We start from the raw sequence: 25,280 nt of genomic DNA, 5'->3' as shown, positions 1-25,280 counted from the left end.
AAACCCCGTCATTCCTGCGAAGGCAGGAATCTACTGACAGCGCCACTGAATCGTATGGTCCACTACGCAAACTGAGTGACGAGGCTAGCTTATTATTGCCCTATTCCTTGCCAGTAACATTCAACCTCACAAATCACAGTGAGGTGGTTTGACCTACTTCTTCTAATCAGCATAGTGTCTATGAAAATGAGCTCTTACCAACTTAGCCAACTAGTTCGAATAGGCCGTCTTATTTCCATTTTTTAACCTACCGAAGAAACGTGTTCTCTGTTAGAGTCACCGTCAACTACGCTATTGAATAAAGACACCCACAGATCGCATGTAATTGATGGATTTTTATTCACCCTTAGAACTCATTTTAGGAATCCCTAGTGACTAACAACGAAATTTTACGTCGTATCCAACACGCGTTAAACCTTAAAAACGCGCAGATAATGAAAGCTTTCGGGCAGGCCGAAGTCACTGTGGCTCACGATAAAGTGGCAAACTGGTTAAAAGATGAAAGCGACAAATCTTGCGTGAAGATGAAGGATAAAGAGTTGGCGGTATTCTTAAATGGCTTTATTAACCTCAAGCGAGGAAAAAAAGACGGCGAGCAACCTAAGCCAGAAATGGCGTTGACCAACAACATGATTCTCATGAAGCTGCGCATTGCGCTAGACATGAAAGCAGAAGATGTGTTGGACGTATTAGAAGTGGTTGGTATTAGTTTAAGTAAATACGAAATTGGTGCGTATTTCCGCAAGCCAAGCAACAAAAACTACAAACAGTGTGAAGACCAACTGTTGTGTGACTTCTTAAATGGTGTGCAGTTTACCAATCGTCCCGATTCTGAAGAGTTTACTGGGTAATTTTTATCTCGAATCGAACGTGGTAATTGATGAAAAAGCGAGAGCCATTTCATTTTGGCTACTCGCTTTTATCATGTTAAGGACCGATACTAGAGCTTCACAATCATGTCTACTTTTTGTCTTTCTTCAGTAGATACCTATCAAACCAAGCTGAAATCTGGTCAGCTTTTAGAATCAAGACACACACCGACTCCTATGACCCTACCAAGATAAACCCAAGCTAAAGCCTTAAGCCAGTTGGGGGCCTCTATTCTGTTCAAGCTATTCCAGACATCTTGTAGTGATTCACTAAAACTGGCCACGTATATAGAGTTTTTCCATACTTTTGGTCATGCGAGCAGGGTCACGACTGACGCCGTTGGTAACACGAATTTGCCCCATTACAAGCTACATAACTTTCGTGTGATGCTTTGCAGATTGGTATTTGGCCTATTTATTCTAATCTGAATAATGTCTACAGAACTGTCACTCGCAGGTGGAGCGACATCAAAAGATTTAAGCCGCTTTAATAGAGTCGGTGCCACAATCTAGCATTCCGGTTACAGTATTAGTGGCTATTAATGAGTAGAAGTCACCGCTTGAGTATCTCTTGTAACGTCTCTTTTAATTCAATCGAGTTTTTTGCCTCTTTAACATGGTCTAAAGTCGCTTTGTATCCAATCTTAGACTTAACCCGTACAACGAGTGGCACTAAGGCAGACTCATTACGAGATTGTGTCTCTGAGTTGACTTCTATCCCGAGAATACACTTCTCAGTTAGTACTGAAATACCTTTCTCTAAGTGATCTATCGCATCCAATAGATTGATAATCAGTAGCATTCCCCACGGGTTATAATCTAACTCTCCATGAATATGTGCTTGTTTAGATGAGTAACAATGCCCTTGTGCTTGCATAGCAGACTGAATGGCAAACTCGGGAATCGTAGGGTTTACTTTCCCTGGCATAGCACTTGAACCAGCCTGTACTGCTGGAAGCGTAATTTCCGATAAACCGCCCTCTGGACCGGAAGACATCAGACGCAGGTCTTTCGCTATCTTGAGAATAAAGCCCGCTAAGTTCTCCACCTGGCTCACACAATTAGTTTGAGCATCGAATGATTGGCTGGATTGAAACAAGTTATCGTTCTTGCGAAGCTCTATACCGGTAACGTCTGAAAGTACTGAGATACAACGCTCGGCATAAGCCGCTGAGCAGTCACCACTTCGACCAATGATATTACCGCTTAAATTAACAGCCTGAAGGTCATTGCGACACGCTTTAAGGTGCATTTGATAGGTGTGTAGTGATGCTAAGTAACCGCTCCAGAATTGTTTAAACTCAATCGTGACAGCATCCTGCATACAGGTTCTGGCGAGTTTAGAACTGTTGCTGTGATTCGCTATTAAATACTCAAGCGCGTATATCAAGCGCTCGATGGTTATATCTAAGCGGTCAAGGGCTTCAATCGCAGCCAAGTGACTTGCGGTTTGCAAGCAGTCGCTCGTTGAATGATTCATGTTAATGGTATCATTCGGATGAGCGGGAGAATAAGTGCCGTAGGGCTGGGCATAATAACTGTGATTGACAATGTTCGCGACGACTTCATTGACATTCATATTAACGGAAATCCCACCACCACCGTGAAATGCGTGAACGGGGAATAGCTCCCTTTGGTAGTTTTCTAATATGGACTGACAGGTGTTTTCAACGTTCAATGAAAGTACTGGATCCATTTCTCCTATTTCCCTGTTTACACGAGCAGAAGCTAATTTGATACGTAAAACAGCGTTGATAAGTGAAGCGTAGTCGCCAAGTGTTTTTTGATTGTCTACGGGGTACAGATATAGAGCTCGCTGTGTTTGAGCACCATAAGGGAGTAACGCCGGAATTTTCACTTCACCAATATTATCGACTTCGATTCTGTATTGCATGATTTTCCTTAATTGGGCGGATAGGACCGCCCAACATATTTGATTAGCTTTCGCCGTAGTAGACCCAAATACTCTTAGTCTTTGTGTAAGAAGATAGCGAATGAATGGCCATTTCTTTACCCCAGCCACTTTGTTTAAAGCCTCCAAATGGGCTGGCAAGTCCATAGCAACCATATTTGTTTACAAACACCATACCAGCATCAATCTGATCAACCATTCGATGTGCGCGAGTCACATTGGATGTGTATATACCTGCCGCAAGTCCATATTCCGTGTTGTTAGCTATTCTAACGGCGTCTTCTTCACTTTTGAATTTGATACAAGAAAGCACTGGCCCAAAGATCTCTTCACGAGCTATACGGGCATCTTCAGGTACTTCTGAGAAAATCGTTGGTCGCACAAAGTAACCGTTATCATTCCCATTTGATGTATCTCGCGTACCACCAGCAACCAGTTTCGCTTCGGTTTTACCTATCTCAATGTAAGACATGATTTTATTGAACTGCGCTTCATTACATTGAGGCCCTTGTTCACTTTCAGGATCTAACGGATCACCACACTTAACAGCCTCTGCTTTCGCAATCAGTTTCTCGAGAACATAGTCATAAATTCCTTCTTGAATTAAGAATCGTGTTGGTTCGGAGCACTTTTCACCTTTGTGAGAGAACATAACAGTAAAGGCACGATCAATAGCTGCATCCAAGTTTTCAGTATCCTCAAAGAAGATACAAGGAGACTTACCGCCAAGCTCAAGCGTGACTGATTTCATGTTTGATTGGCCGCTATTCTCAATAATTTTGCGTCCAATTGGTGTACTGCCCGTAAAGGAAACTTTTTGCACATTATTGCTGACTGTTAGTTGATTTGAAGCCGCTCCATCAGCAATTACTAAGTTTAAAACACCGTCTGGAATATCAACGTTTTCAACAATTTTTTCTATCAAATATAAGGAGGTCAAAGGTGTAAACTCGGATGGTTTAAGAATAACCGTATTCCCCATAGCTAAAGCCGGAGCAATTTTCAACGCGGCCTGATAAAGAGGAAAGTTCCAAGGTGCGATAAGCGCACATACGCCAACCGGTTCTTTATTCGTGAAGTTAAGGTACTCAGGGTCGACAGGTGACGTTTCGCCATAAAACTTGTCAGTCCAACCTGCATAGTACTCAAAGATATCAGCACAAGTTGGGATATCATCTGCCAACGACTCTGTTAAAAGTTTCCCGTTTGGTAGCGTCTCTAGCACCGCTAAGACTTCAGTATGATCACGAATAACTTGAGCAATATCGCGAAGAACTTTAGCTCGTTCAGTCCTACTCACTTTACTCCACACACCAGATTGGTGAGCTTGTGAGGCAACAGCCGTCGCTTCTTCAACTAACTGCTCATCAGCTAAAGGGATGTTACACAACACATCTCTATTGCTAGGGTTGGTAACCATCCAATTATTCTCTAAGTTGCCGAGAACCCATTGGCCACCAATAAATTGTTTTTTGTCTTTGCTTAGCCACTCTTTAGCTGTAGTGATCGCTAAATTGTATTGAGTATCCATATTTTCTCCAAACTGCGCATTTGTCATTGTGGTCAGTCCTTAAAAATTTACAGATGTCACAATTTCACAACAACCGAATAAAAGTAATTAACATATGAAATTTAATCATTAGAATTCAGAAAAATCTATAAAAGCGCGCTATTGCGGAAGTTAATGTGAAACGCAGTGACTGAGTTTGAGTTCTAGGTCGTTGTATTTGTGACTAGGAGCAAGATAATGAGACAGCTACCCTCGCTTAATGCAGTTCGAGTATTTGAAGTTGCAGGCACCCACTTGAGTTTCACCGCTGCGGCAAACATCTTAAATGTTACACAGGGGGCGGTTAGCAAACAGATAAAGCAACTTGAGGAGTATTTAGGTGTACCGCTTTTCAAACGCACATCTACTCGAGGGCTTCTTGAGTTAACTCCGATTGGCGAGCAAGTTCTCGACACAATTTCTCGTTCTCTTTCTGAGGTTGAGAAAGGATTAGAGGTCATACGAAACCCCAATCTCCAACAGCGATTAGTTGTCCTAGCCCCTCCAACATTTACCAGTCGTTGGTTGAGTGCTCACCTCGTTAACTTTGCAAAAGTATTTCCTCAGTATGACTTACAGATCTATAGCAAACGAGAACAAAGTACCCTATACGATATTGAAATCCTCTTTGATGAAGTCAGTGAGTTCTATGCAAAAGACAACTTGTTGTTTAAAGAAAAATACGTAGCAGTCTGCAATCAAGATCTTGTTACCGAGAGCATGAATATTGAGGCGCATACACATAAGATGCTCCATATTCGCCACCACGGCCATAACCTCCCAGCATGGAAAGACTGGCTTGAATCAGCAAATATCCAATTGGCAGAGGGACACCGAAAAGGGATTTCGATGAGTACTCAAGAGCAGGTGATAAATACAGCTATCGCTGGGGGCGGGTTCGCGGTTGTAGATCTCAATATGGTCTATCACTCGCTTAAAAAACAAGAGCTCATTCAGTTCCACCCTCTACAATGCCGCAGTCGCTATGGGTACTTCATTCATGTCCCGACTCCCAAAGTCGGTACGAGTAAAGTTGAAGCATTTGTGTCCTGGTTGAAAGAAGAGTGTCTTAGCGTGTCTTAGCTTCAATTTTTCAAATAACCCCTATTGAAGGCAAAAATATAACCAATTGTTTTTTAAGGTTTTAAATTCACCTTGCATGCGGTAATGAACTAAACTCATACAAGCCTAACTTATATTCACTCGTGTTTTGTTGGCTTTTGAATCTAAATACTCAGGTCAACAAACAAAAATTAAACATTTCGTTTACATAATGCGAGAGGTGAATATGGAATACGTACAACTAGGTAACTCTGGCCTCAAGGTGTCTCGTTTGTGCCTTGGAACGATGAACATGGGTTCTAAAGAATGGAAGCCTTGGATCTTTAATGAGAAAGAGAGCGAACCAATCATTCGTCATGCTATCGACCATGGTGTTAACTTTATCGACCTAGCAGACTTTTACTCATATGGGGCAGGTGAAGAAGTCGTTTGTAATGTTCTCAATCGCATTGGACAACGTGACAAACTGATTGTAACAACTAAAGTTGGCTACCAAATGAATGATGACATCAACGCACAAGGCCATTCTCGCCAGCATATAATGAACTCCATTGACGCATCGCTAAAGCGTATGAAGATGGACTATGTAGATATTTACATGCTTCATTTCTTTGATGTAAACACCCCTATAGAAGAAACAATGTGCGCGCTGAATGATATTGTTCGATCAGGCAAAGCTCGCTATATTGGTGTTTCAACCATGTATACATGGCAGCTCGCTAAGATCATCCAGGTATGTGATCAAAACGGTTGGGTAAAACCTATCAACATGCAACTACAATATAATTGTGCCTACCGAGAAGAAGAGAGAGAGATGATTCCATATTGCCAAGACCAAGGCATCGGAGTGTCGGTATTTAGTCCTCTTGCTCGGGGTATTCTCACTAATGATCTGCAGTCTAACCGAAACAAAACCGATTTCTTTACTGCCGAAATGTATAACGACAAGGCTTCATTAGATATTTCTACTTCTGTTGCCCGCGTAGCCCAGAGGCACAACGTAGCCCCCGCTCAGGTAGCACAAGCTTGGGTACTATCTAAACAATACGTTTCCTCGATGTTAGTTGGTGCTGATACACCTGAACAATTCAATAGCGCTCTAGCTGCGTTGGAAATGAATCTAGATCAAGATGATATATTTGAGTTAGAACGCAATTATACGCCTTGCGACATAATCAACGATTACACCGCAGGAAATCGTATACCTCGAGAGGCTCGCCTTCCCAAAGGTATTTACGCTGAATAAATGGCATATAATTCAAACTGTATTCAAATGGCACTTAACGTGCCATTTTTTGTATTTTTAATTTGAAAACCCCATCTATAACTGTCAGCTTCCTGAATGACGCCAGTCATACTTAACACTTTTTGACCCCTTCCGGATATAGTCAACAGTTAGCTCAACTATCTCCATCTACTTCTATTGCTAACCCAAGGGTTTTACAAGCCACTGGTTTTACAAAATCAACCTAACTTACTGATACCTAGAATGATATTGGCTTTTACGCACGTCAGGCAATTAAACTTAGCTCACAGAACTAAAAGTAAACCTTTCAAAATGCAACACTCAATTAACAACGCGTTATTGATGGCTATCACTATTGGCATATAGACATTCAAGCTCAACTTAATCTAACCGATTGTTTAATCAGAGGATTCATTACCCAGCGAATTTTGTTCTTAGGTATGAGACTTTATTTCCATCAATCACCAATAACATTGCTGTAACATTAAACCCAGTTAATACGGTGGTTTATTAAGGGAAATAAAATGACAAACCAATTTGTACTTGGCTCCAATCGAAAAATAGATCCGTCACGTCGACGTGCCGCACAATTAAAACCAGATGGAAGCGTGAACGACAATGATAGAGTCGAGATAGGGCCTACTGCTCTTGCATTCCAAGAGTGGGCAGACCTAGGTCTCACTCCACCAAATCTGCATAAAATGCGAGAGTATCGATTAAAACGCATTGTAGACCAATTGCAAGCCCGTGACTTGGCAGGGGTGTTGTTATTTGATCCTTTGAATATTCGATATGCAACAGATTCGACCAACATGCAGCTTTGGATTGCACACAACCACGCTCGTGCTTGTTTTGTATCTGCAGAGGGCTACATGATTCTTTGGGATTTCCATAACTGTGACCATTTATCTGCACACCTACCGCTTGTGAAAGAAGTACGTAATGGAGCGTCATTCTTCTACTTCGAAACTGGAAATCGAACCAATGAACACGCCCATCATTTTGCAAAAGAGATTGCTGACATCGTTAAGCGTCACGGTGGTGGGAGCAATCGTATCGCTGTAGACAAGATCGAGATTGTTGGTTTGCGTGAGCTCGATAAGCAAGGCCTCGATATCTTTGATGGCCAAGAAGTGATGGAACTAGCTAGAGCAGTCAAAAACACTGATGAGATCAACGCAATGCGCTGTTCGATTGCTTCGACAGAGATTGCAATGAAAAAAATGCAAGAGGCAACTGTTCCTGGCGTCACTGAAAACGATATTTGGTCGGTGTTACATGCAGAAAACATTAAGCGCGGTGGTGAATGGATAGAGTGTCGAATCCTGTCTTCAGGACCTCGTACAAACCCATGGTTCCAAGAGTGCGGTCCTCGCATAGTTAAAGAAGGAGAGCTGTTAGCTTTTGATACCGACCTCATTGGTCCTTATGGATTCTGTGCAGACCTATCACGCACGTGGCTAATCGGTGATGTAGAAGCGACCGAAGAACAGAGACATTTATACCGCGTGGCCTATGAACATATCCAACACAATATGGAAATACTAAAGCCAGGTATGACATTCGAAGAAGTAACACGCTCTGGCCTTTTACTTCCTGAAAAATACCGACCACAACGCTATGGAGTAATGATGCACGGTGTCGGTTTATGCGATGAGTACCCTTCAATACGATATCCAGAAGATCTAGAAGGTCATGGGTATGACGGTGTATTGGAGCCAGGCATGGCACTTTGTGTTGAGGCATATGTTGGCGCTGTTGGCGGCAAAGAAGGGGTCAAATTGGAAGACCAAGTCATTATCACAGAAGATGGGTTTGAAAACCTAACGAACTACCCATTTGAAAAAGAGTTATTAAAGTAGGAGCAGCACATGACATCCGTACCTAAAAACACTCATAAATTACTAGTAAGCGCGGGAGCTGGGATAATTTTAACTCTGTGCTTTGTCTATGTATTACTTGCTCCAGAAGCAAGCACTGACATGTTCTCAAATCTGAAAAACTACATCGCGCATAAGTTTGCCTGGTTTTATATGGGCAGTGTCGCATTGTTTATCTCTATCTTAATTTTTAGTGCATGTAGCCGTGTTGGAGATTTAAGGCTCGGTAAAGATAATGAGAGACCTGAATTTTCAGGGTTTGCATGGGGTTCGATGCTCTTTAGCACAGGGATGGGCATTGGGCTTGTTTTTTTCGGCGTCGCTGAGCCTGTCATGCATTATATGAACCCTCCTATCGTTGAGGCACAGAGTGATGTAGCAGTGAGAGATGCAATGAACATTACTTTCTTTCATTGGGGCATCAATGCATGGGCTATTTACACTATTGTAGCTCTTGTTATTTCTTACGCAGCGTATCGTAAAGGCCGTCCACTAGAAATGCGAAGCGCATTTTATCCAATATTTGGTGACCGAATCAATGGACCTTTAGGAGTAGCTATTGATGTCTTTGCTGTACTTGCAACAGTGGTTGGTATTGTGACTCCCCTAGGTTTTGGCGTGCAACAAATTAATACTGGCTTAAATTATGTACTAGGCGTGGAGATTAGCACAGGCAATCAAATTGTCTTGATTGCAATTATTGGAATAACGACGTGTATTTCACTGGTGCTTGGCCTAAAGAAAGGGATAAAAGCGCTATCACTCATTAACATCTGCGTCGCAATTGGACTAATGACGTATGTATTTTTAGCCTCTAATACAACCTTTATCCTCAACTCAACAGTTGAAAATATCGGCAACTATTTGGCGAGCTTTGTCCCCCTGTCTTTTGATACTTACGCTTATACTAACCCAGATTGGTTTTATGGTTGGACACTATTTTACTGGGCTTGGTGGATTGCTTTCGCTGCGCCAACGGGGTTGTTTATTGCTCGAATTTCACGTGGCAGAACAATACGAGAGTTTGTGGTAGGTGTTCTTGTTATACCAGTGGGTTTTTCTTTCGCATGGCTAACAATATTCGGTAATAGTGCGTTGGACCTTATTCATAACCAAGGTATCGAGGAGTTAAGTGCGGCAGTGATGACCAACTCCTCGTCGGCATTATTTAAGTTCTTTGAGTTGGTATCTGATTGGAGTCTACCTAGTTACTTAGCACTATTCAGTATTTTCGTGTTCTTTATAACGACTTCTGATTCGGGCACGCTTGTTATTAATACATTGACATCAAAGGATGAAGATAATGCTCCGATTTCACAACGTATTGGCTGGGTAATTGCAATTTCTGGTATCACTAGCTTGTTATTAATGAGTGGAGGCATGACCGCTATTCAATCGCTACTCGTTATTATGGGGTGCCCTTTCGCCATTATGGTAACGATGATGAGTTATGGGTTTATGAAGTCTGTGTATGTTGAAGTCTATTCACCCGCTACCAAAACCCGAGGAGCCGAATTGGATGAAGTAATTAGAAAAGCAGAACAAACAGAGATTGAATATAGGAAAGCTCAATTCATCCATGGTGGTAAGTAATCATATTGAGTTAGATTACGAAAGGTCAATAATATAGACGATTCACTGACTATACAGCTCTCCTCACTTTCAAGTTCCTCCTTAGAGCTACTTTTGAGTAGGAGAGCACTCAAAAGTCCACACTTCCCTTATATATATGTATAAAAGGTTGGACACCGGTTTAAGTGTCTTTCCATACACAGAGTTATCAATGATTTGCTAAATTAAAATAGTCACTGACTCACTTTTGTCCAGAGGTGTGCTGACGGAGTACGCAACACAAAACTGCTCCAATACAAGTTATAGACATGTGTTGTGACGAGAAAAGTTAGTCGAAATGGCCAAAAAAACTAGCTGTACAGTCAGTCTATGGAGACTTTTATATTAGTTGTTACAGCTCATTATCAACTAGGTTACTAAAAGTATACTGATTGTATTCAATCTCTAGGTAACTAAAATATACCGTAAGGCGCTCGCCATTAGGTGCCTACTCTTATACTTATTCGATGTGCGTGTTCAATAACTACGAGTGACGTTTTATTATCAATGCTGAAAAATTACATTGCTTAGTTTCTCAAAATGACGTGGGGCTGTATGAAAGCAAAAGTTGAAGTTGACCCAAAAGGGCGTAAGAGCGTCGTTGATGCCTGTACTCAGCCTTGTGCGATCGAAAAAGGTATGAGGATTTTGGGTTCAAAATGGAAGGGATCGATTATCTACCATCTAAAAGATGGCCCAGTGAGATTCAATGACCTTTCAAGAATGTTGGGCGGTGCTAGCAAGAAGATGGTCGATCAGCGTCTAAAAGAGCTAGAAAGTGAAAACATGGTAATACGCCGTGTGCTCAATGAAAAACCACTGGCAGTCAGCTACGAACTTACCGAGTTTGGGCGCAGTGCTTTAACAATTCTCGATGAGTTGAGAAAATGGTCTGAAAGCAACAATATACAGCTAAGATAGCGAGAGCTACATTTATCTAACTCCCTCTTTAACGTAGCAAGGCAACCAATATGGTTGCCTTGTAGTATTTCGAACTGGCGATTCAGTAGTCTAGTGTGCCACGGATAGGGTAGTGGTTCTCTGGGTTACGAATCCATGCCAAACCTCGGGTCAGTGCACCGAGCTCAGGTCTAACAAATGGGTTATTGGATATGTCTACCACGTGTAGGTTGCCGTGTTCATTGACGACAAACAACCCCGGCTCTGCAAAGTTATGGTCGGTTTCAGCTTCGGAGCGTGGTAGTGATATATAAAGCCCCAGAGTCTTCATTTGTTGCTCCGTAAGGCCATAGGCGATAGGAAAACTGATATCGAGCTTTTCTAGGTGTTGCTCCAATTGTTGCTTTGAGTCACCAGAGACTGCCAAAATATCAACACCTGAGTCACTAAATGCTTGTTTATAGGTCTCAATTTCATTCAAATATTTGGTGCAAAGTGGACAATGTTTACCACGATAGACAAACACCGCTTGCCATGTTGCATCACCTTGAGGTTGACCTAACTTGACTTTGGTTCCATCAAGCTTTGTTGCCTCTAATGTAGGAAAAGCGTCACTCGCTTTTAGTTTTTGTGAGTATGTCATCTGGGCTCCTGAGATTGAAGTCACAACTAGTTAGAAAAAGATAGGATACTAAGAAATAAGTTGCAACCAGTATACTTTTAGTAACCTAGAGTTGATTCGCCTGAGCTATTAACTCAACTAAGATCTGTTTGTAACTTTCCACTGAGTGCGCGCCAGAAAAACCATGTTCTCCATTGAAAATCACCGTTGGAACACTCGATACGCCCATTTTTTGCCATTGTTTCTCTGTACTACGTACTGAGCTTCGTCGCTGCACATCATCTAGCCAACGCATTCCTTCTTCGGGTTCAAGACCTACAGAAATTAGCTCTTGCTTAAGAATCTCACGGTCAGAGACGTCTTTCTGCTCACTGAAGAATGCGGTAAATAAACGTAATTTTAGCTCAGTCTGCTTGCCCAAACTCTTGGCGTAATCAAGCAAAAGGTGTGCGTCAAAAGTGTTCACCATTTTCATTTCATCAAAGTAGTTAAACTTGAAGCCATGCTCTGCCCCAATACTGGCGATACGGATGCGCGCGTTCTTACTTTCCTCTGCGCTACTGCCATATTTACGAGCAACGTGATCTCGAAGGTTTTCACCTTCAGCAGGCATATCAGGGTTCAATTCAAAAGGCTGCCACTCAATCTCGATGCTATCTTCAATGCCAAGCTGTTTGATAGCTGCTTTTAAATGGTTGTATCCGATGATGCACCATGGACAGACAACATCACTAATAATGTCGAGCTTAATTGTATTATTCATATGAGTTTCCCACTCAAAGCACTGTACTCACGCGGCAAACAGTGCTTTTATTTGCGTTTGCTATCTTTAACTGAGTTTAACGTTCGCTAGGGTGCGTCCACGCAAACTTCTAGAATGGCGCATCCGGCTGAGTGTGCGCCAATGCGTTAGTGAAGTTTGAGATAAGCTAAGCAGCCAGGCCAGTCAGCACTTCCAGCGCTTGACGTTTAGTAAATCCAGTGCTCATGACTACCTCTTAGAAGTATGCGTCTAGGTGCGATTCAAAGCGAGCAAAGTCGTTCTCAATGTCTGCGTTTTTCATCACGTCGTAGCAAGCAAACGTTGGCAGTGCAGTCATGCCAAAGAAGCGGAAGTTTGCATGCATGTGGAACATCAAATCATCCACACCGCGACCTTGGAATAAGTATTCGCTATCATCATTAAATGACTCCTCTGGTGCATTGAATGTGAAAGAAAGCATGTATTTGGTATTGGTTCGAGTGCCGCCTGTTCCATAATTTTTCTTTGGTTCTTCTGGCGTTCTGCCATCAAAGGCACAGAGTGCGCCTCCCATACCCGCAGTGAATACTTCATCCATGTATTTCTTGAAAGACCATGGGATGGTCATCCAGTTGACAGGTGACTGTAGGATCACTCGATCTGCCCATTCAAAGTTCGCCAGTTGCTCGTCAACGACGATGTCATCTTGCATTGTCACTACGCGAACTTCGTGACCCTTTGATTCTAACTGGGTACGAGCTTTCTCAACTAAAGCCGCATTGAGTTTGCCTTCAGAAAATGGAGATGGTTCGTGTGCGTTAATGATTAGAACGTTACTCATGATATTAACCCTTCAATATTTGGATGTTTACCGAGCGAATAATGATTTCGCTGTCTTGTGGTTTATTATGGTTACCTACATTTCTAGTGCAATTAGTTAACTTTTAGTAACCACCATAAAGATCGAATTGAATGTTCTTAAGTGTATGTTTTACTGTACTTTTATTTTTTCATTGGAGTGGGCGTGTGGGTTGATAGACGGTTAAAGGTTACCAAAAATAAACTAGTTGAAATTATTGGTGGTGCTAACATACTGAACAGAACATGCGGCTTAGCGCACAGTGATCTTGCAAAGGACGTAACTATATGGATTTATTCAAGAAACATCCATTGTGGCGCAAACCCAAGCCCCATCAAGATGCGGAGACCTGCAGCGATCATGTGCACTGGATAGGGCTTTTTCACGACTTGGCTCATGTCTTATCGATTTTCGTGCTGGGAAATTACTTGAGTCCTCACCTTGGTTTTACCGAATTCGCCGTTTTTACGCTGCTATTTATGGTGACTTGGTTTGTATGGCTTGACATCAGTCTTTTTAACTTGATTTATATCAGCACTACTAAAACAGCAAGCGGAAAGAAATGATTAGTCTGCTATTTTGCGACTATACTTTTTATTATTCATGAGTTTTAAATAGGCAATTTTCCGTAACTTATTTTTGTCCAAAAGCTTCTTCGAAATTGGTCACAAACTTTATTGTCCGACGACAATTCTTTGAAATACCCAAACGAATAGTAGAAAAAGCAAGACCCGACCCCATTGATTCTTATTAAAGCACTGCCAGTACATGTAACCCGAACTTCGCGCCCTCGGCCTTTCATAACGACATTTTAAGTAACTTTTTCTGACCAAACTTCGTTAACGCCCTATAGATTGCTCGTTGTGAAAACCGTTCTATAAAACGCAACGCGATATGAAAGTTGTGCCATACTAATTCTCACACGCACTATCGAAGTATGAGCTGTCATTTTCACTACTAGTTATTTACAGGGGTCATACCATGTTTCCATCACCTTTATTATTATCTCGACAGTTATTACAGCAGTCTAAAAACCTAGTTACACCAACTCGACTGTGTAATGCTTTAGCCGTTATCGACAAAACCTCTACCGCTCTCGTGCCGATGACAAACTATAAGCTTAATATTCCAGTCTGCGTGTTCCCTAGGAATATCTTTGAGCAGTATGTGAAATCCAACAGGACACTCGGAAGAAAAGACGGTGTTTTCTGGGTTACAGACCGCAGTACATTTGATAGCTTTGGCATAGGCCTGTCACACCTAAGAATAGAACGCTTATTGGGTATGGACCCAGGTTACTACCCAAGGGACCAAGACTTAGTTATGGTCGTCATCGATAAAGCCGAAGAGGATGACTTTCGATTGCCAAGTGGTAGTGAAGGTGGTGCGAATGATAACTGGCGAGAAGGTGGCTATGCTGGTTGGCCACATGCTGGTATGTCGACTCCAGAGAGGGTTGCTAGTTCGAGAAACAGTACGCTAGCCGAAATTAGCTCCGCTATGATGTTAGTGCAAGGGCAAGAAAATCCACTCGATGTATCATGTTCAATTGATGATGTATTCAATCACTTTCAAAAATAGTGCTGTTTAGTCTACGAATCACGTAAAAGAACACATTTCCGAGCAAAGCTTACTCTCCGCCAACAAAAAAGCCCCTCTGATATTCAGAGAGGCTTATCTTTGGAACTCAGAAGTTAATTATTAGAGTTTGTCCCAAGCATCTGACCAATGCACAGTTTCACCCGGTGCATACGATGGGTTTGAACACCAACCTGTATAAGGCCATGGTTTACATTGATATAAACCGCCGTCAGAGCCAGTGACTATATCCCCTTCTGCATAGGTCGTGTTAGGATCGTAAGCAGGATGTTCTCCCGGAGGAGGTGTTACTGATTCATCCACCACTTTAAATCCATGAGTCGCCACTTCCGAATTGCCGTCACCGTCTGTCGCGGTGGCTCTGAATACAAAGTTACCAGCTTCAATAGCTGACAATGTCAAGGTTAACGTCGCTTCGCCATTCACCTGCTGGGTTTGCTCGTATATCTTAGCGCTAGAGCTATCTTCAACTGTAACGGCGACAGAAGCAGATTCACTGGTTTTTATGACTGGGTTTAAAGTAACACTACCACCAGTCAAAGTGTACTGAGAGCTCAACCCATCGATAGTGAATTCAAAACCTGGCGCTGGCGTTCCGCAACCATTATCATCCACTTTTCGCCATACTCCCCACTCTCCGGTAGTGCCTGGTTCATCACCACGAGTCCACCATTCAGCACGCCACGTTGAGCCGTTATGAGAAACGAGATCTCCTTTAGAGTAGGTAGCGCTAACATCCCATGCGTTTGCACAAGAACTGCCATCAGCGACCGTTACCACACGATTTGCCGTAGTGGTTTGATTAGCACTGTCTGTTACTCGGTAAACTAAGTCGTATTTACCTAGTTTGTTTACATCCACGCTGCCTTCTACACGCACTTGAGAGGTTAAGTCACCATCTTCTGCGTCAATGGCTTTTACCCCTTGCATTGGATCAAAGCTATCGCCCAATTTGATGGTGACGTCGGCGACGCCTTCAAACTCTGGAGCTAAGCTGTACACTTCCACATTACGGCTCTGTTTGGTCTCGTTGCCATCACTGTCTGTCACACTATAAATCAATACATAAGTACCGATGGTGTTAGTGTCGACCGAGCCTTCAACAGAAATGCTATTGGTTAAGTCTCCATCTTCTTTGTCTTTTGCGGTCACGCCTGCATAAGGGTCGAACGCATTACCATGACGCACACGAACATCAGATACACCATTAAATACAGGCTTACCTTCACTAGGTGGTGGCGGTGTATGACCATGTACAAACGCACCGTAGTCGTTAATAAACTGTTCACCGTAAGCCTGACCTGAAGCGTTGGTGCCCATGTCCCAGTTTACTGACCATGTCATCACACCTCTCAGCGCCTGACCTTGAGCCTTTAGTTGGTTAAACGCGTTATAGAGGTCTTGAGGATCTTGGACAAAACCAGTCGCCGCAGCGTCAATATTGGCAGGAATACCAAATACTAATTTATCGTGCGGAATCTTGTGGAAACCTCGTGTTCCGTTAGCAAGAGAATCCGAGATGTAATAAATAAATTCTTGTTTCAAAGCGTCGTTGTTCTGAGCAATCCAACCAACGCCATCCACCCATATACCATCCCCACCTTGGTTATAAAACTGTGGGTTTATCCAATCGTAGTCGCCTTCTAGTCCGGTGATATACGGAACATATTTGCCACCTTCCGTTAAGTAAGGAAATTCAGGGGCCATCGTAATTAGGAAGTTCTTGCCTTGCTGCTGGTAATGCTCTTTTACTATACGTAGCGCAGCTGGTATGACGGTTTGGTTGTCCGAAGCGGTTACCGCCGACTGTTCTAAGTCGATGTCCAAACCATCAAAACCGAACTTGTCAGTCAGTCGAATGATCTCCTGTGCGAATGCTTGTTCATCACCTGTCTTCAATTCGACATGAGCATCAGCACCACCTAACGCGATCAACACTGCTCGGTTTTGCTGATTAAGCTTCTCAATTTGTGCGATAAATTCCGGTTCAGAAAGGCCAATAGCAGGGTCTAGTTTAAAAGTGGGAATACGGCCTTCGCTGGTGTTAAATACCTTCATAAATGAAACGTTGACAACGTTGTACATAGGATCAACATCATCCAACGTAATACAAGGCGAATTACCACCTTTATAGCCAGCGCCATCACACCAGTTATGCCAATAACCAACTACAACACCAGCTTCCGGGTTCACCATCTCATTCGCCGATGCTGCACTCGCAATACTGCCTAAACCTAGAGCCACAGCAAGATAGAGCGTTTTTTGCTTCATCATATTACCTCTTATTCATTCAATTTCATTACGGGATTCACTCAGCATTTAGATACAGCAACGCATTGAGTTCCGTAGGAATTATATGATTGAAGTAAGAAATTAATCACATGATATACATGTACTTTTTGTATAGATTTTCGATATCGTGATCTTAATTCACGATGAAAAATCAATAAGTGAATAATTCTAGACCAAGGTAATAAAATGAGGCATATAGGCGAAATTTGCTTATATTTTTATCAAAGAGTAGGAAGTTTCCACCAAGCAACCTATTGATAGTTTTCTCTAGAAAATAAGTGGCAATGGTCAACGTTTAGGTATGAAACTGCTTGTGTTCAACCAATCGGTAAGTGGGAGGTACTCTTTATTTCTTTTATCGACATATTCGACTGTAGCGCCGTGACACCTTTGACACGTCGCAACTCGCTAAGCCTGTCGTAGTATTGCTCAAGGCTTTGGGCAACTATTTGGACAATGTAATCGGCGCTGCCAGCAATGCAGCTACACATAACCACCCACTCTACCAAACCCACAAATTCTTCAAACGGCTCTGTACTTTCAACATCGTGATTACCTAGCGTTACCAATGTAAAGCCTGACACTTGTAGGTTGAGTTTCTGTCGATTGAGAACCGTTGTGTAGTTGTCGATATAACCCGCTTCTTCAAGTCGTTTCCAACGCCTCCAACATGGCGTTTCACTCAAATTCACTCGTTCAGCAAGTTTATTATTACTAATTCGACCTTCACGTTGAATGATCCTCAGTATGGCAATATCTATATCATCCAACTCATATGTAGCGCTTTCTTTCTTATTCATAGTTAATTTGGAAATTTTCTGCTCAATATGAGTTCGATATTAACGTAAATTGCAATTCTATTTCTAGTGGTTTCGATAAGCTAAATAGTGACTGCAACATTACACTATCAGGGGATTTTATGAGTGCACAATTGCTCTTTGCGTTTATCGTTTTTTCATTTTCTATATCGATAGCACCTGGCGCTGGTAATATCGCGCTACTTAGTTTGTCGAGTCGGTATGGCTTTGTTGCTGTGTTACCTTTCATCGCAGGCAGTGCTTTAGGTGTGTCGATTATTCTTGTTGGCTCAAGGCTCGGACTGACAAACCTTTTGAGCTCCGAACCAATGTTATACACAGCGCTAAAAGTACTAGGGACCTGTTACCTACTTTATCTTGCTTGGTCGATTTCAACCCTCAAACTGAGCGATAGTGAGACGGACAAACAAACTGGCTTTTTCAGTGGTACGCTGGTTCAGATTCTGAACCCCAAGGCTTGGGTTGCGTCTTTAACTCTACTGACGCAGTTTCTGCCTGGTCAAAACAGAGTTCTATCGGATGACGCGGTGATTATGGCTATTTTCATTGCAATTGGAGTGTCGTCTATGTGCATTTGGGCATACTGTGGTTCAGCACTCAATAAGCTACTGACATCGCCTAAATACTTCTTGTGGGTCAACCGCGGCCTTGGAGCAAGCTTAGGAATTGTTGCCATTGTGATGGCTGGGCAATCTATTTAACCTCAATACAAAACAGCCGTCCCTTGTTCAAGCAGGAGACGGCTGTCAGTTAGAGTGATATCGATTAGCTAACGGTTTTACTAAACCTCAAACTCAATGTCCAAGCAGCGAACCCGATAATTGCGTACACACTAACATTCATCCAACCGGCGGCTGGAATCGCACTCAACGGATTTGGTGCCAAGATCGCATGTAATGGCAGATAGAAAATGTCCGAAAAGAACTGGTCGACACCGTAAAACCCAAACATGGCTATCGGCATCCAGCGCAGTACATAGATTGCAATAAGCATAATCAACAATGGAGAGTTTACTTTTTGCGATATTGCCATAGCGCTAAGGGCCAATGGGAGCAAGAGTACACCGGCAATCACCATTCTCAAGTAGAAGCCTACCCAACTAAACATAACCGCTAGTAAAGAAGACTGTTTATGTAACAATGCCAATTGATGATCGGTTGAAGTATTGAGCAACCACAACAGAAAATCGGCAAAAAACACCAGTATTGAACACACCAGTGGAATCACTAGCAATCCAAAGGCTAACTTAACTAGGTGCATTTTCACATCACTGACTGGCATACTACGCCAAAACATAATGCTTCCTTCAGTACGTTCTTTACGCAGTGTTCGTGGGAAATACTGAGTACCTAGCAGTATTGACAAAAGCCCCGCACCACCTGCAATCAGCATGTTGACGTCGTCAGCCATTTCTTTATGGATGTCACTCACGTCACCACTAAAGTTCATATGAAAGAACATATTGTGCTGCAAGGTCGAACTGCTCATTAAGCTAATAAACAAAAGTAAACCACAAGCAAATAGGAATAACGGAACTCGCGTTACAAGCGGGTTCTCTATCCACTCTTTACGTAGCATTGCCATAATAGAACGCATTACACCGCCTCCTTTTGCAAAGCCAAAAATAAGTCTGCCAATTTCACGCCGTATACCGCCCCTAGCGTTTCTGCCTGTTCTGAAAAGTGTGAGTGCAGCAACCACTTGGTGCTGCCCAGTCCTTTCTGAGAAGAGAGCGGCTTCATAGCTTCAATTTCGGCGCGATACTCATCGCTAGCATCTAGAATGAAGTAATCTTCGCTGATGGCTTCCATTGAGCTTTGCAGCACTGTACGCCCTTGTTTAAGAATCAACACATCGGTAAGTAGATGCTCGATTTCACTCACCTCGTGGCTGGCGATAATTAGTACTCGATCACCATCATGGAACCACTCTAGAAGGTGGCGGTAGAAAGTATCTCGATAAACCAAGTCGAGTCCTAATGTTGGTTCATCTAAAATCAGTATTTGGGTATTGGTCGCAATGACTACCGCTAGGTGCAATTGCACTTTCATACCTTTAGACAAAGCTTTGATTCGAGCACGTGGTTTGATGTCAGTTTGGCGCAGTAGTTCATCCGCTTTACTGCGGTCAAACCCTGTGTGCACCCCTTCGGTGTAATCCAATAACTGCGCCACGGTCATCCAACCAGGAAGCACATTAACATCCGAAATGTACGACAAGCTTTGCATGATCTTGTCACGCTGAGTTATCGGTTCGAATCCATTAATACGGATGGTTCCGTTGTAATCGTGTGCGCCGAGTAAGGCGTTAATGAGTGTCGATTTACCTGCACCGTTGTGTCCAAGCAAACCTAGTACCTGACCAGCCTGTAACTCAAAACTGATATCGTGCAAGCCTTCACCTTGCTTACTATATTGCTTGGATGCATTTTGCACACTGACTAAAGCGCTCATTGGTCACCTTTAATATGGGGTTTAATTTGCTGGACAAACTCGTCTAATGACATATCCAGACGCTGCAAAGTTACAGCAATTTGAGGGATTTGCTGTTCAAGAAAACGGGCTTTTTCATCAGCCAGTAATTTGTTTTTAGCCCCTATCGCCACAAACATGCCTTGGCCACGCTTCTTTTCTACTAGCCCTTCATCTACCAACAACTGATAACCTTTCATTACCGTTAAATGGTTAATCTTCATGTCTGCAGAGACATTACGAACTGACGGTAACGGCTCGCCTTCTTGCCATATACCTTGGAGTATTTGTTGAGTAATTTGATCAGCCAACTGACGGAAAATCGGTTGACGATCATGCCAATGCGTCATTAGCGCCCCTTGACTGAAATGGTGTTATATACATGTATAACACCTAAGCTAACAGATTGGAAGGTAATTGTTTTTCACATAGGATTAGTGAAAACAAAGCCCACCTTAGAAAGTGGGCTTTACTCAACTATTTGAGGTCTTGAAGTCGTCACACGGCGACTGTTTTCACCTTTAGACGATTCTTATTATCTCGATTGCTCATAACTTGTTGATGATCGTCGATCGGTCCTAACGACTTGGCCAAACGGTCATACAAGACAACATTGACGGTTGCCGCAAGATTCATGCAGCCATGGGTAGGCACATAAACCACATGGTCGGCTTTATCTACTAGTTCTTGTGGTAATGAGCCATCTTCAGGGCCAAATACATAAACGGCATTGTCTGGATGATTAAATGAAGGAAGCGACGTCGCGCCGACGGCGAACTCGACACAAACAACTGAAACGTTATCTGCGACGTCAGCCGTTAAGTCATTCATCTCAACCAGCTCAATCCGTTCATGGGTGTTTTGCGTGTCCGTTTGAAATCTCACAGCTCGGCTATAACGGGTTCCGTTATAACGAACTTGGGTTGCGTTATAGCACCCTGCTGCTCGCATTACGGCACCGACATTCGTTGGGCTCTTCGGATTGTGTAATCCGATAATGACGGTAGATTCTGTTGTCATTGATAGGGTTCTACTTGGTTTGTCAGATAATAAAAAGCGTACTTTGATGGCGCAGGATTATGCCATAGAAACGTTATTCGTGCTGTTTTTGGTGCGCGTCAATATCTAGTCACCGTTCAGAGTTAGGGGTCTTCCTACTACAACAATATCTTTCCTATACAACAAAAGTGGCACCCCACTTCATTTAAACCTCTATTGAGGTGTTTGCCTTTATCATTAAGTATCATAAAATTATTAATTACCGTTAACTTTGATACTTTTTGACAATCTGAAGTGTGAATGAAGGAATACACTTAGCTTCGAACTCACACAAAAGGACACCACAATGAAAGTATTTACTCCGTCAGTATTAGCGCTAAGCCTGTTAGCCATGGGATCAGCACACGCCTTTGAATTAAAAAGCAATGATATTCAAGAAGGCCATCCAATGGCTAAAACCTTTGAATATAACAGTTGGGGTTGTGATGGTGGCAATCAGTCACCGCAACTGACATGGAGCGACGTTCCAGAGGGAACAAAGAGCTTTGCAATCACCGCCTATGACCCAGATGCCCCAACCGGCAGTGGTTTCTGGCATTGGATCGCCTTTAATATTCCAGCTTCTGTGACCGAGTTACCGCGAGGTGTGGATATCAAAAAACTAGGGGGGCAAGAATCTCGAATCGATTATGGTAGTGTTGGATTTGGTGGTGCTTGCCCACCAAAGGCCGATGGTATGCATCGTTACCAATTTACCGTCTGGGCGTTGCCAACAGAGAAACTCGATCTTGATCAGGACACACCATCTGCGGTTATCGGCTTTACGCTTAATAATATGGCGATAGGCAAAGCAAAACTGACTGCTACTTATACACGCTAACTTATTCAAGGGGGAATGATGAACCATCCATACCAAGTAACGTTATTTCGAGCCGAACAACTTCAACGACTCAGAAATGTGCGGATTCATTCCCCTAGTATTATTCAAATCATTTCTGGAAGTAAGCGACTTTTTTGGAAAGACAATGCCATGGATGTGTCGCACTCTCAATTGCTGCTTTGCGAAGCCTCCGCATCACTAAGCTTTGAAAACCTACCACAGAAAGGACGATTTCTTTCCAGAGTATTCAGTTTCCACTGCTTACCTACACAATCCATGTTAGAGACAAGCAGAAATCGTAGCCAAGAAGACGACCTACCAATCTTAGAAGCGACAAACACATTACAAGACATACTCAATGCTTTGTTTTCATTTGAACAACACCACATGAGTAACGTAACCCAGAATTTCTGGGTGATGGGGCTTTACCAACAATTAGCGGAATACGGCGCGTTGCATCAGTTGTTCTCTGACTCAGAGACTCGATTTAGTCAAAAACTGAGTCGCTATCTTTCTCATTCCCCAAGCGAAGAACATGCCCTAGAAACCGTCGCACAACATTTCGCTATGAGTCGTGCTACTCTGATTCGTCGGTTAAAACAAGAAGGTACACAGTATCGAGAAGTACTGGCAGAAGTGCGTTTAAACCATGCTCTGTTTTTAATCCAAAACGGCTCTTATAACGTCGCACTATTAGCCCAATCGTGTGGATATCAATCCGAGGGTCGATTCAGCCAACGCTTCAAAGGAAAATTTGGTTTATCACCTCGAGACTATATTAAGACAGTGGCAGTCTAAGCTTGCGAACAGAACCTATAACGTGATCCCATTAACCCTTTAATTTGTGAGGTAATGTTACCCTTCTTACGGTTATTTTTTGCGAGAGGGAAAATTCAAATGCAGCAGGTCCTGATTATCGTCAATGATGCACCTTATGGTTCCGAGAAGCTCTTTAATGCCTTGCGACTCGCCATTCAACTCAATGAGCAAGACAGTCAGAACGTTAAGGTGAATCTATTTTTGCTTTCCGATGCTGTCACTGCAGTCTTACCAAGACAATCCCCGAACGAAGGCTACAACATACAACAAATGCTAGAGATAGTGATTGCCCAAGATAGTGAGGTCAAATTCTGCGGCTCTTGTATTCAGGCGCGTGGATTATCAGGACTTGATGTTATTGAAGGCTGTGAACTCGCCACAATGGATGATTTGGCAAATTGGGTATTAATGGCGGACAAAACAGTCAGTTTTTAGCTAGGTAATCATTCGGCTCTGAGCGATAGCTCTACCTAGCTATGCATTGAGAAGGCGCGACCACCTTCTCAATTCATATATAACTAAACTCTAAATGCCCGCAATTATTCGGCGTCTTGTTGCGGATTCTGTTCAGCGTTTATCTTCGCGTACGTGTGCAGCAGCTCAGTGAGTATTTTGACCCAGCCAAACGCATCTTGTGGCGGATCAATCAGCAGTTTTTCGACCTGTTCACAGTGCACCTCTAGGGTAATTGCCTGCTCTAAATTGAATGAGATGGCATAGAAATGCCACAAAACAAGTCGTGTCATTCGCTCACTGTTCTGTTTTGCATTTTCAGAATCATCAAATGCCTGTTGAATCTCGCTCAGAGCAATTGCCGTCATTCGCAACGTTGCGTCAAGACGGGCCGACATCATGCGCTCTTCGCTGTCCGCTTCTTCTTGTTCAAAGGTAAACAGCTCACTCATAACATCTTCTGGCACCATTCGGCTAATCATTCGAAGGCTGAATTCTTCCAGTTCATGACGAGGCATGGTCACAAGGCAGTTAAAGGTGTAATCACGAAGCATAGTAAGTTGCTCTGGTTAACGATCAAATGGAACCGCGCATTCTAATCAGATTGCAGCAATTTTCCAATTTTTCCTATATTGCGGACCGTTTAGGTACCCCACACTATCAGGACTGCTACGCTAGTTTGTTAGGTTATCCGTCATCGCGTCCGCAACGGCAGCAAACTTGGCCAAGTCTTGCTTATCAATACCCGCCGTCATTTGAAGCAACATCGCTTTATCAATCTCAGCCACTTTACTCATGATGGTTTCACCTGCGGGCGTCAATATCAGGAAGTGGCTTCGCTTGTCTTCAGGGTTTGGAGCTTTCTCCAACAACCCTTCTGAAATCAAAGTATTAATAAGCCTTGTAACCTGCGCTTTATCTCTGCTTAGCAGGTTTGCAATATCAATTGATGTACAAGGTGCTCGCTTAGTAATGATCTTCATTACTCTGATATGCATCGGTGCTACATCGCAATCAAGGCTTTCAATTTGTTCACTCATTTGACGCTTCAGCGTATGGACGAGGCGGAAAATCGATTCAAGTGAGGTGTTTTCAGACATAATGATCCTTAAAAATATAGTTGACATTATCAACCATTATATTTATAGTTGACATTATCAACTTAATTCTAAGCAATTTCAAGACCGGAGAACCTAAATGACGACACAAACAATGCCTGCTTCCCCTGTCACCAATGATGCAAGCACCCCTATCCTATATAAGGTGCTTGTCATTGTCAGTTTGATGACAGTGATTGGAGGAACTCTGACAGGTGTGATGACTTACATGAATGTCGGTTTAGGTGAAACCTTTTACAGCGATTGGTTATCTTCATTTGCCCTAGCCGCTATCGTAATGATGCCTTTCGGGATGGTGATGATGACTTTACTTACTAAGCTCGCCAATCGACTGCTACCGTCAATAAGCGCGACATTTCGTAACCTCATCGTTGGGATAAGTATGGCGGTCGTAATGGAATCGCTATTGGCTTTCGTTACCGCAGCCAACAACATTGGATTTGCTGATATGACAGTATTCACCAATGAATGGTTCAAGGGCTTTATTGCCGCACTACCTGTTGGCCTAACGATCATGGTCGTTATGTCAATGACAGTGAAACCTAAAATCGAAACCTTCTTAAAAAGCTAGACTTTAGA

26 protein-coding genes are annotated in these 25,280 nt (G+C 42.8%); 13 read left to right on the top strand and 13 right to left on the bottom strand.

Features of this window, described 5'->3' with window-relative positions; all coding sequences use genetic code 11:
* Nucleotides 1-371 precede the first annotated feature (371 nt).
* Complete coding sequence (locus OH456_RS03920) at nt 372-851, top strand: DUF1456 family protein (protein ID WP_270032844.1); 480 nt, start codon at nt 372-374, stop codon at nt 849-851.
* Between the two features lie 571 nt (nt 852-1,422).
* Here OH456_RS03920 and OH456_RS03915 read toward each other — a convergent pair.
* Both OH456_RS03915 and OH456_RS03910 read right to left on the bottom strand, forming a co-directional pair.
* Nucleotides 1,423-2,763 carry a lyase family protein gene (locus tag OH456_RS03915; protein ID WP_270032843.1) on the bottom strand — a complete coding sequence of 447 codons (1,341 nt, stop codon included), beginning with the start codon at nt 2,761-2,763 and terminating at the stop codon, nt 1,423-1,425.
* 43 nt (nt 2,764-2,806) lie between these two features.
* Entirely contained in the window at nt 2,807-4,339 is a 1,533-nt protein-coding gene (locus tag OH456_RS03910; protein ID WP_239919895.1) for an aldehyde dehydrogenase family protein, read from the bottom strand.
* A gap of 189 nt (nt 4,340-4,528) precedes the next feature.
* Here OH456_RS03910 and OH456_RS03905 point away from each other — a divergent pair, with 189 nt between their 5' ends.
* The 5 genes from OH456_RS03905 (at nt 4,529) to OH456_RS03885 (ending at nt 11,050) form a co-directional block, all read left to right on the top strand.
* On the top strand, nt 4,529-5,413 hold the full coding sequence (locus OH456_RS03905) for a LysR family transcriptional regulator (RefSeq protein WP_124941052.1): 885 nt from the start codon (nt 4,529-4,531) through the stop codon (nt 5,411-5,413).
* Between the two features lie 205 nt (nt 5,414-5,618).
* Nucleotides 5,619-6,638 (top strand): aldo/keto reductase, encoded by a 1,020-nt coding sequence (locus tag OH456_RS03900; RefSeq protein ID WP_124941053.1) that lies wholly within the window; start codon nt 5,619-5,621, stop codon nt 6,636-6,638.
* A 524-nt stretch (nt 6,639-7,162) separates the two neighbouring features.
* A complete protein-coding gene (gene dddP / locus OH456_RS03895) occupies nt 7,163-8,500 on the top strand; it encodes a dimethylsulfonioproprionate lyase DddP (RefSeq protein WP_270032842.1) in 1,338 nt (445 codons plus the stop codon).
* 9 nt (nt 8,501-8,509) lie between these two features.
* The gene (locus tag OH456_RS03890) at nt 8,510-10,111 is read left to right on the top strand and encodes a BCCT family transporter (RefSeq protein WP_198557720.1); all 1,602 of its coding nucleotides are present in this window, start codon (nt 8,510-8,512) and stop codon (nt 10,109-10,111) included.
* 573 nt (nt 10,112-10,684) lie between these two features.
* A complete protein-coding gene (locus OH456_RS03885; protein WP_088878038.1) occupies nt 10,685-11,050 on the top strand; it encodes a winged helix-turn-helix transcriptional regulator in 366 nt (121 codons plus the stop codon).
* Nucleotides 11,051-11,132: 82 nt separating this feature from the next.
* On the opposite strand, the gene OH456_RS03880 is transcribed toward OH456_RS03885, so the two are convergent.
* From OH456_RS03880 to OH456_RS03870, 3 genes are all read right to left on the bottom strand, one after another.
* A complete protein-coding gene (locus tag OH456_RS03880; RefSeq protein WP_270032841.1) occupies nt 11,133-11,672 on the bottom strand; it encodes a redoxin domain-containing protein in 540 nt (179 codons plus the stop codon).
* 85 nt (nt 11,673-11,757) lie between these two features.
* Nucleotides 11,758-12,414, bottom strand: a complete 657-nt coding sequence (locus OH456_RS03875; protein ID WP_270032840.1) for a DsbA family oxidoreductase — start codon at nt 12,412-12,414, stop codon at nt 11,758-11,760.
* Nucleotides 12,415-12,649: 235 nt separating this feature from the next.
* Complete coding sequence (locus OH456_RS03870) at nt 12,650-13,234, bottom strand: NAD(P)H-dependent oxidoreductase (RefSeq protein ID WP_088878035.1); 585 nt, start codon at nt 13,232-13,234, stop codon at nt 12,650-12,652.
* Nucleotides 13,235-13,539: 305 nt separating this feature from the next.
* Between OH456_RS03870 and OH456_RS03865 the strand changes: the two genes are divergently transcribed.
* Together OH456_RS03865 and OH456_RS03860 are read left to right on the top strand one after the other, a co-directional pair.
* Entirely contained in the window at nt 13,540-13,818 is a 279-nt protein-coding gene (locus OH456_RS03865; RefSeq protein ID WP_270032839.1) for a hypothetical protein, read from the top strand.
* A 415-nt stretch (nt 13,819-14,233) separates the two neighbouring features.
* Nucleotides 14,234-14,833 (top strand): hypothetical protein, encoded by a 600-nt coding sequence (locus OH456_RS03860; RefSeq protein WP_270032838.1) that lies wholly within the window; start codon nt 14,234-14,236, stop codon nt 14,831-14,833.
* A 120-nt stretch (nt 14,834-14,953) separates the two neighbouring features.
* Here OH456_RS03860 and OH456_RS03855 read toward each other — a convergent pair whose 3' ends face one another.
* Nucleotides 14,954-17,125 (bottom strand): immunoglobulin-like domain-containing protein, encoded by a 2,172-nt coding sequence (locus OH456_RS03855; RefSeq protein WP_270032837.1) that lies wholly within the window; start codon nt 17,123-17,125, stop codon nt 14,954-14,956.
* A 335-nt stretch (nt 17,126-17,460) separates the two neighbouring features.
* On the bottom strand, nt 17,461-17,943 hold the full coding sequence (locus tag OH456_RS03850; RefSeq protein ID WP_031494763.1) for an Lrp/AsnC family transcriptional regulator: 483 nt from the start codon (nt 17,941-17,943) through the stop codon (nt 17,461-17,463).
* 119 nt (nt 17,944-18,062) lie between these two features.
* On the opposite strand from OH456_RS03850, the gene OH456_RS03845 reads away from it, so the two are divergent.
* A complete protein-coding gene (locus OH456_RS03845; RefSeq protein ID WP_124941271.1) occupies nt 18,063-18,662 on the top strand; it encodes a LysE family translocator in 600 nt (199 codons plus the stop codon).
* Between the two features lie 64 nt (nt 18,663-18,726).
* Here the strand turns inward: OH456_RS03845 and OH456_RS03840 are convergent, their stop codons facing one another.
* The 4 genes from OH456_RS03840 to OH456_RS03825 all read right to left on the bottom strand — a co-directional run bounded on the left by OH456_RS03840 (nt 18,727) and on the right by OH456_RS03825 (nt 21,452).
* A complete protein-coding gene (locus OH456_RS03840; protein ID WP_006069499.1) occupies nt 18,727-19,557 on the bottom strand; it encodes a hypothetical protein in 831 nt (276 codons plus the stop codon).
* The gene (locus OH456_RS03835) at nt 19,557-20,414 is read right to left on the bottom strand and encodes an ABC transporter ATP-binding protein (RefSeq protein ID WP_063605132.1); all 858 of its coding nucleotides are present in this window, start codon (nt 20,412-20,414) and stop codon (nt 19,557-19,559) included. The genes OH456_RS03840 and OH456_RS03835 overlap by 1 nt, the downstream gene beginning before the upstream one ends.
* On the bottom strand, nt 20,411-20,782 hold the full coding sequence (locus OH456_RS03830) for a GntR family transcriptional regulator (protein ID WP_006069497.1): 372 nt from the start codon (nt 20,780-20,782) through the stop codon (nt 20,411-20,413). The genes OH456_RS03835 and OH456_RS03830 overlap by 4 nt, the downstream gene beginning before the upstream one ends.
* Nucleotides 20,783-20,930: 148 nt before the next feature.
* Complete coding sequence (locus tag OH456_RS03825; protein WP_270032836.1) at nt 20,931-21,452, bottom strand: RNA methyltransferase; 522 nt, start codon at nt 21,450-21,452, stop codon at nt 20,931-20,933.
* 325 nt (nt 21,453-21,777) lie between these two features.
* Here OH456_RS03825 and OH456_RS03820 point away from each other — a divergent pair, with 325 nt between their 5' ends.
* From OH456_RS03820 to OH456_RS03810, 3 genes are all read left to right on the top strand, one after another.
* Nucleotides 21,778-22,311, top strand: coding sequence for a YbhB/YbcL family Raf kinase inhibitor-like protein (locus OH456_RS03820; protein WP_270032835.1), 534 nt, complete (start codon nt 21,778-21,780; stop codon nt 22,309-22,311).
* Between the two features lie 18 nt (nt 22,312-22,329).
* Complete coding sequence (locus OH456_RS03815) at nt 22,330-23,109, top strand: helix-turn-helix transcriptional regulator (protein ID WP_270032834.1); 780 nt, start codon at nt 22,330-22,332, stop codon at nt 23,107-23,109.
* A gap of 99 nt (nt 23,110-23,208) precedes the next feature.
* Complete coding sequence (locus tag OH456_RS03810) at nt 23,209-23,565, top strand: DsrE/DsrF/TusD sulfur relay family protein (RefSeq protein ID WP_038227068.1); 357 nt, start codon at nt 23,209-23,211, stop codon at nt 23,563-23,565.
* A gap of 104 nt (nt 23,566-23,669) precedes the next feature.
* Here the strand turns inward: OH456_RS03810 and OH456_RS03805 are convergent, their stop codons facing one another.
* A complete protein-coding gene (locus OH456_RS03805; RefSeq protein ID WP_270032833.1) occupies nt 23,670-24,137 on the bottom strand; it encodes an exoribonuclease R in 468 nt (155 codons plus the stop codon).
* A gap of 120 nt (nt 24,138-24,257) precedes the next feature.
* The gene (locus OH456_RS03800; protein WP_006069491.1) at nt 24,258-24,683 is read right to left on the bottom strand and encodes a MarR family winged helix-turn-helix transcriptional regulator; all 426 of its coding nucleotides are present in this window, start codon (nt 24,681-24,683) and stop codon (nt 24,258-24,260) included.
* A gap of 97 nt (nt 24,684-24,780) precedes the next feature.
* Here OH456_RS03800 and OH456_RS03795 point away from each other — a divergent pair, with 97 nt between their 5' ends.
* Nucleotides 24,781-25,272, top strand: a complete 492-nt coding sequence (locus OH456_RS03795) for a DUF2798 domain-containing protein (protein WP_006069490.1) — start codon at nt 24,781-24,783, stop codon at nt 25,270-25,272.
* Nucleotides 25,273-25,280: the final 8 nt, after the last annotated feature.

Origin of the sequence: Vibrio sp. La 4.2.2, assembly GCF_027586995.1 — a bacterium.
Lineage (GTDB): Bacteria > Pseudomonadota > Gammaproteobacteria > Enterobacterales > Vibrionaceae > Vibrio > Vibrio mediterranei.
The sequence above is the reverse complement of the archived record's forward strand: the minus strand, read 5'-3'. Positions and strand labels throughout refer to the sequence as shown.

Excerpts from the sequence above, each read along its gene's own strand:
- OH456_RS03860 (WP_270032838.1), top strand. The coding sequence starts at position 14,234 with ATGTTTCCATCACCTTTATTATTATCTCGACAGTTATTACAGCAGTCT.
- OH456_RS03840 (WP_006069499.1), bottom strand. The coding sequence starts at position 19,557 with ATGCGTTCTATTATGGCAATGCTACGTAAAGAGTGGATAGAGAACCCG.
- OH456_RS03910 (WP_239919895.1), bottom strand. The coding sequence starts at position 4,339 with ATGACAAATGCGCAGTTTGGAGAAAATATGGATACTCAATACAATTTA.
- OH456_RS03905 (WP_124941052.1), top strand. The coding sequence starts at position 4,529 with ATGAGACAGCTACCCTCGCTTAATGCAGTTCGAGTATTTGAAGTTGCA.
- OH456_RS03870 (WP_088878035.1), bottom strand. The coding sequence starts at position 13,234 with ATGAGTAACGTTCTAATCATTAACGCACACGAACCATCTCCATTTTCT.
- OH456_RS03875 (WP_270032840.1), bottom strand. The coding sequence starts at position 12,414 with ATGAATAATACAATTAAGCTCGACATTATTAGTGATGTTGTCTGTCCA.
- OH456_RS03805 (WP_270032833.1), bottom strand. The coding sequence starts at position 24,137 with ATGCTTCGTGATTACACCTTTAACTGCCTTGTGACCATGCCTCGTCAT.
- OH456_RS03835 (WP_063605132.1), bottom strand. The coding sequence starts at position 20,414 with ATGAGCGCTTTAGTCAGTGTGCAAAATGCATCCAAGCAATATAGTAAG.
- OH456_RS03850 (WP_031494763.1), bottom strand. The coding sequence starts at position 17,943 with ATGAATAAGAAAGAAAGCGCTACATATGAGTTGGATGATATAGATATT.
- OH456_RS03810 (WP_038227068.1), top strand. The coding sequence starts at position 23,209 with ATGCAGCAGGTCCTGATTATCGTCAATGATGCACCTTATGGTTCCGAG.
- OH456_RS03885 (WP_088878038.1), top strand. The coding sequence starts at position 10,685 with ATGAAAGCAAAAGTTGAAGTTGACCCAAAAGGGCGTAAGAGCGTCGTT.
- OH456_RS03825 (WP_270032836.1), bottom strand. The coding sequence starts at position 21,452 with ATGACAACAGAATCTACCGTCATTATCGGATTACACAATCCGAAGAGC.
- OH456_RS03815 (WP_270032834.1), top strand. The coding sequence starts at position 22,330 with ATGAACCATCCATACCAAGTAACGTTATTTCGAGCCGAACAACTTCAA.
- OH456_RS03830 (WP_006069497.1), bottom strand. The coding sequence starts at position 20,782 with ATGACGCATTGGCATGATCGTCAACCGATTTTCCGTCAGTTGGCTGAT.
- OH456_RS03915 (WP_270032843.1), bottom strand. The coding sequence starts at position 2,763 with ATGCAATACAGAATCGAAGTCGATAATATTGGTGAAGTGAAAATTCCG.
- OH456_RS03880 (WP_270032841.1), bottom strand. The coding sequence starts at position 11,672 with ATGACATACTCACAAAAACTAAAAGCGAGTGACGCTTTTCCTACATTA.
- OH456_RS03890 (WP_198557720.1), top strand. The coding sequence starts at position 8,510 with ATGACATCCGTACCTAAAAACACTCATAAATTACTAGTAAGCGCGGGA.
- OH456_RS03820 (WP_270032835.1), top strand. The coding sequence starts at position 21,778 with ATGAAAGTATTTACTCCGTCAGTATTAGCGCTAAGCCTGTTAGCCATG.
- OH456_RS03855 (WP_270032837.1), bottom strand. The coding sequence starts at position 17,125 with ATGATGAAGCAAAAAACGCTCTATCTTGCTGTGGCTCTAGGTTTAGGC.
- OH456_RS03800 (WP_006069491.1), bottom strand. The coding sequence starts at position 24,683 with ATGTCTGAAAACACCTCACTTGAATCGATTTTCCGCCTCGTCCATACG.
- OH456_RS03795 (WP_006069490.1), top strand. The coding sequence starts at position 24,781 with ATGACGACACAAACAATGCCTGCTTCCCCTGTCACCAATGATGCAAGC.
- OH456_RS03865 (WP_270032839.1), top strand. The coding sequence starts at position 13,540 with ATGGATTTATTCAAGAAACATCCATTGTGGCGCAAACCCAAGCCCCAT.
- dddP (WP_270032842.1), top strand. The coding sequence starts at position 7,163 with ATGACAAACCAATTTGTACTTGGCTCCAATCGAAAAATAGATCCGTCA.
- OH456_RS03845 (WP_124941271.1), top strand. The coding sequence starts at position 18,063 with ATGAGTGCACAATTGCTCTTTGCGTTTATCGTTTTTTCATTTTCTATA.
- OH456_RS03900 (WP_124941053.1), top strand. The coding sequence starts at position 5,619 with ATGGAATACGTACAACTAGGTAACTCTGGCCTCAAGGTGTCTCGTTTG.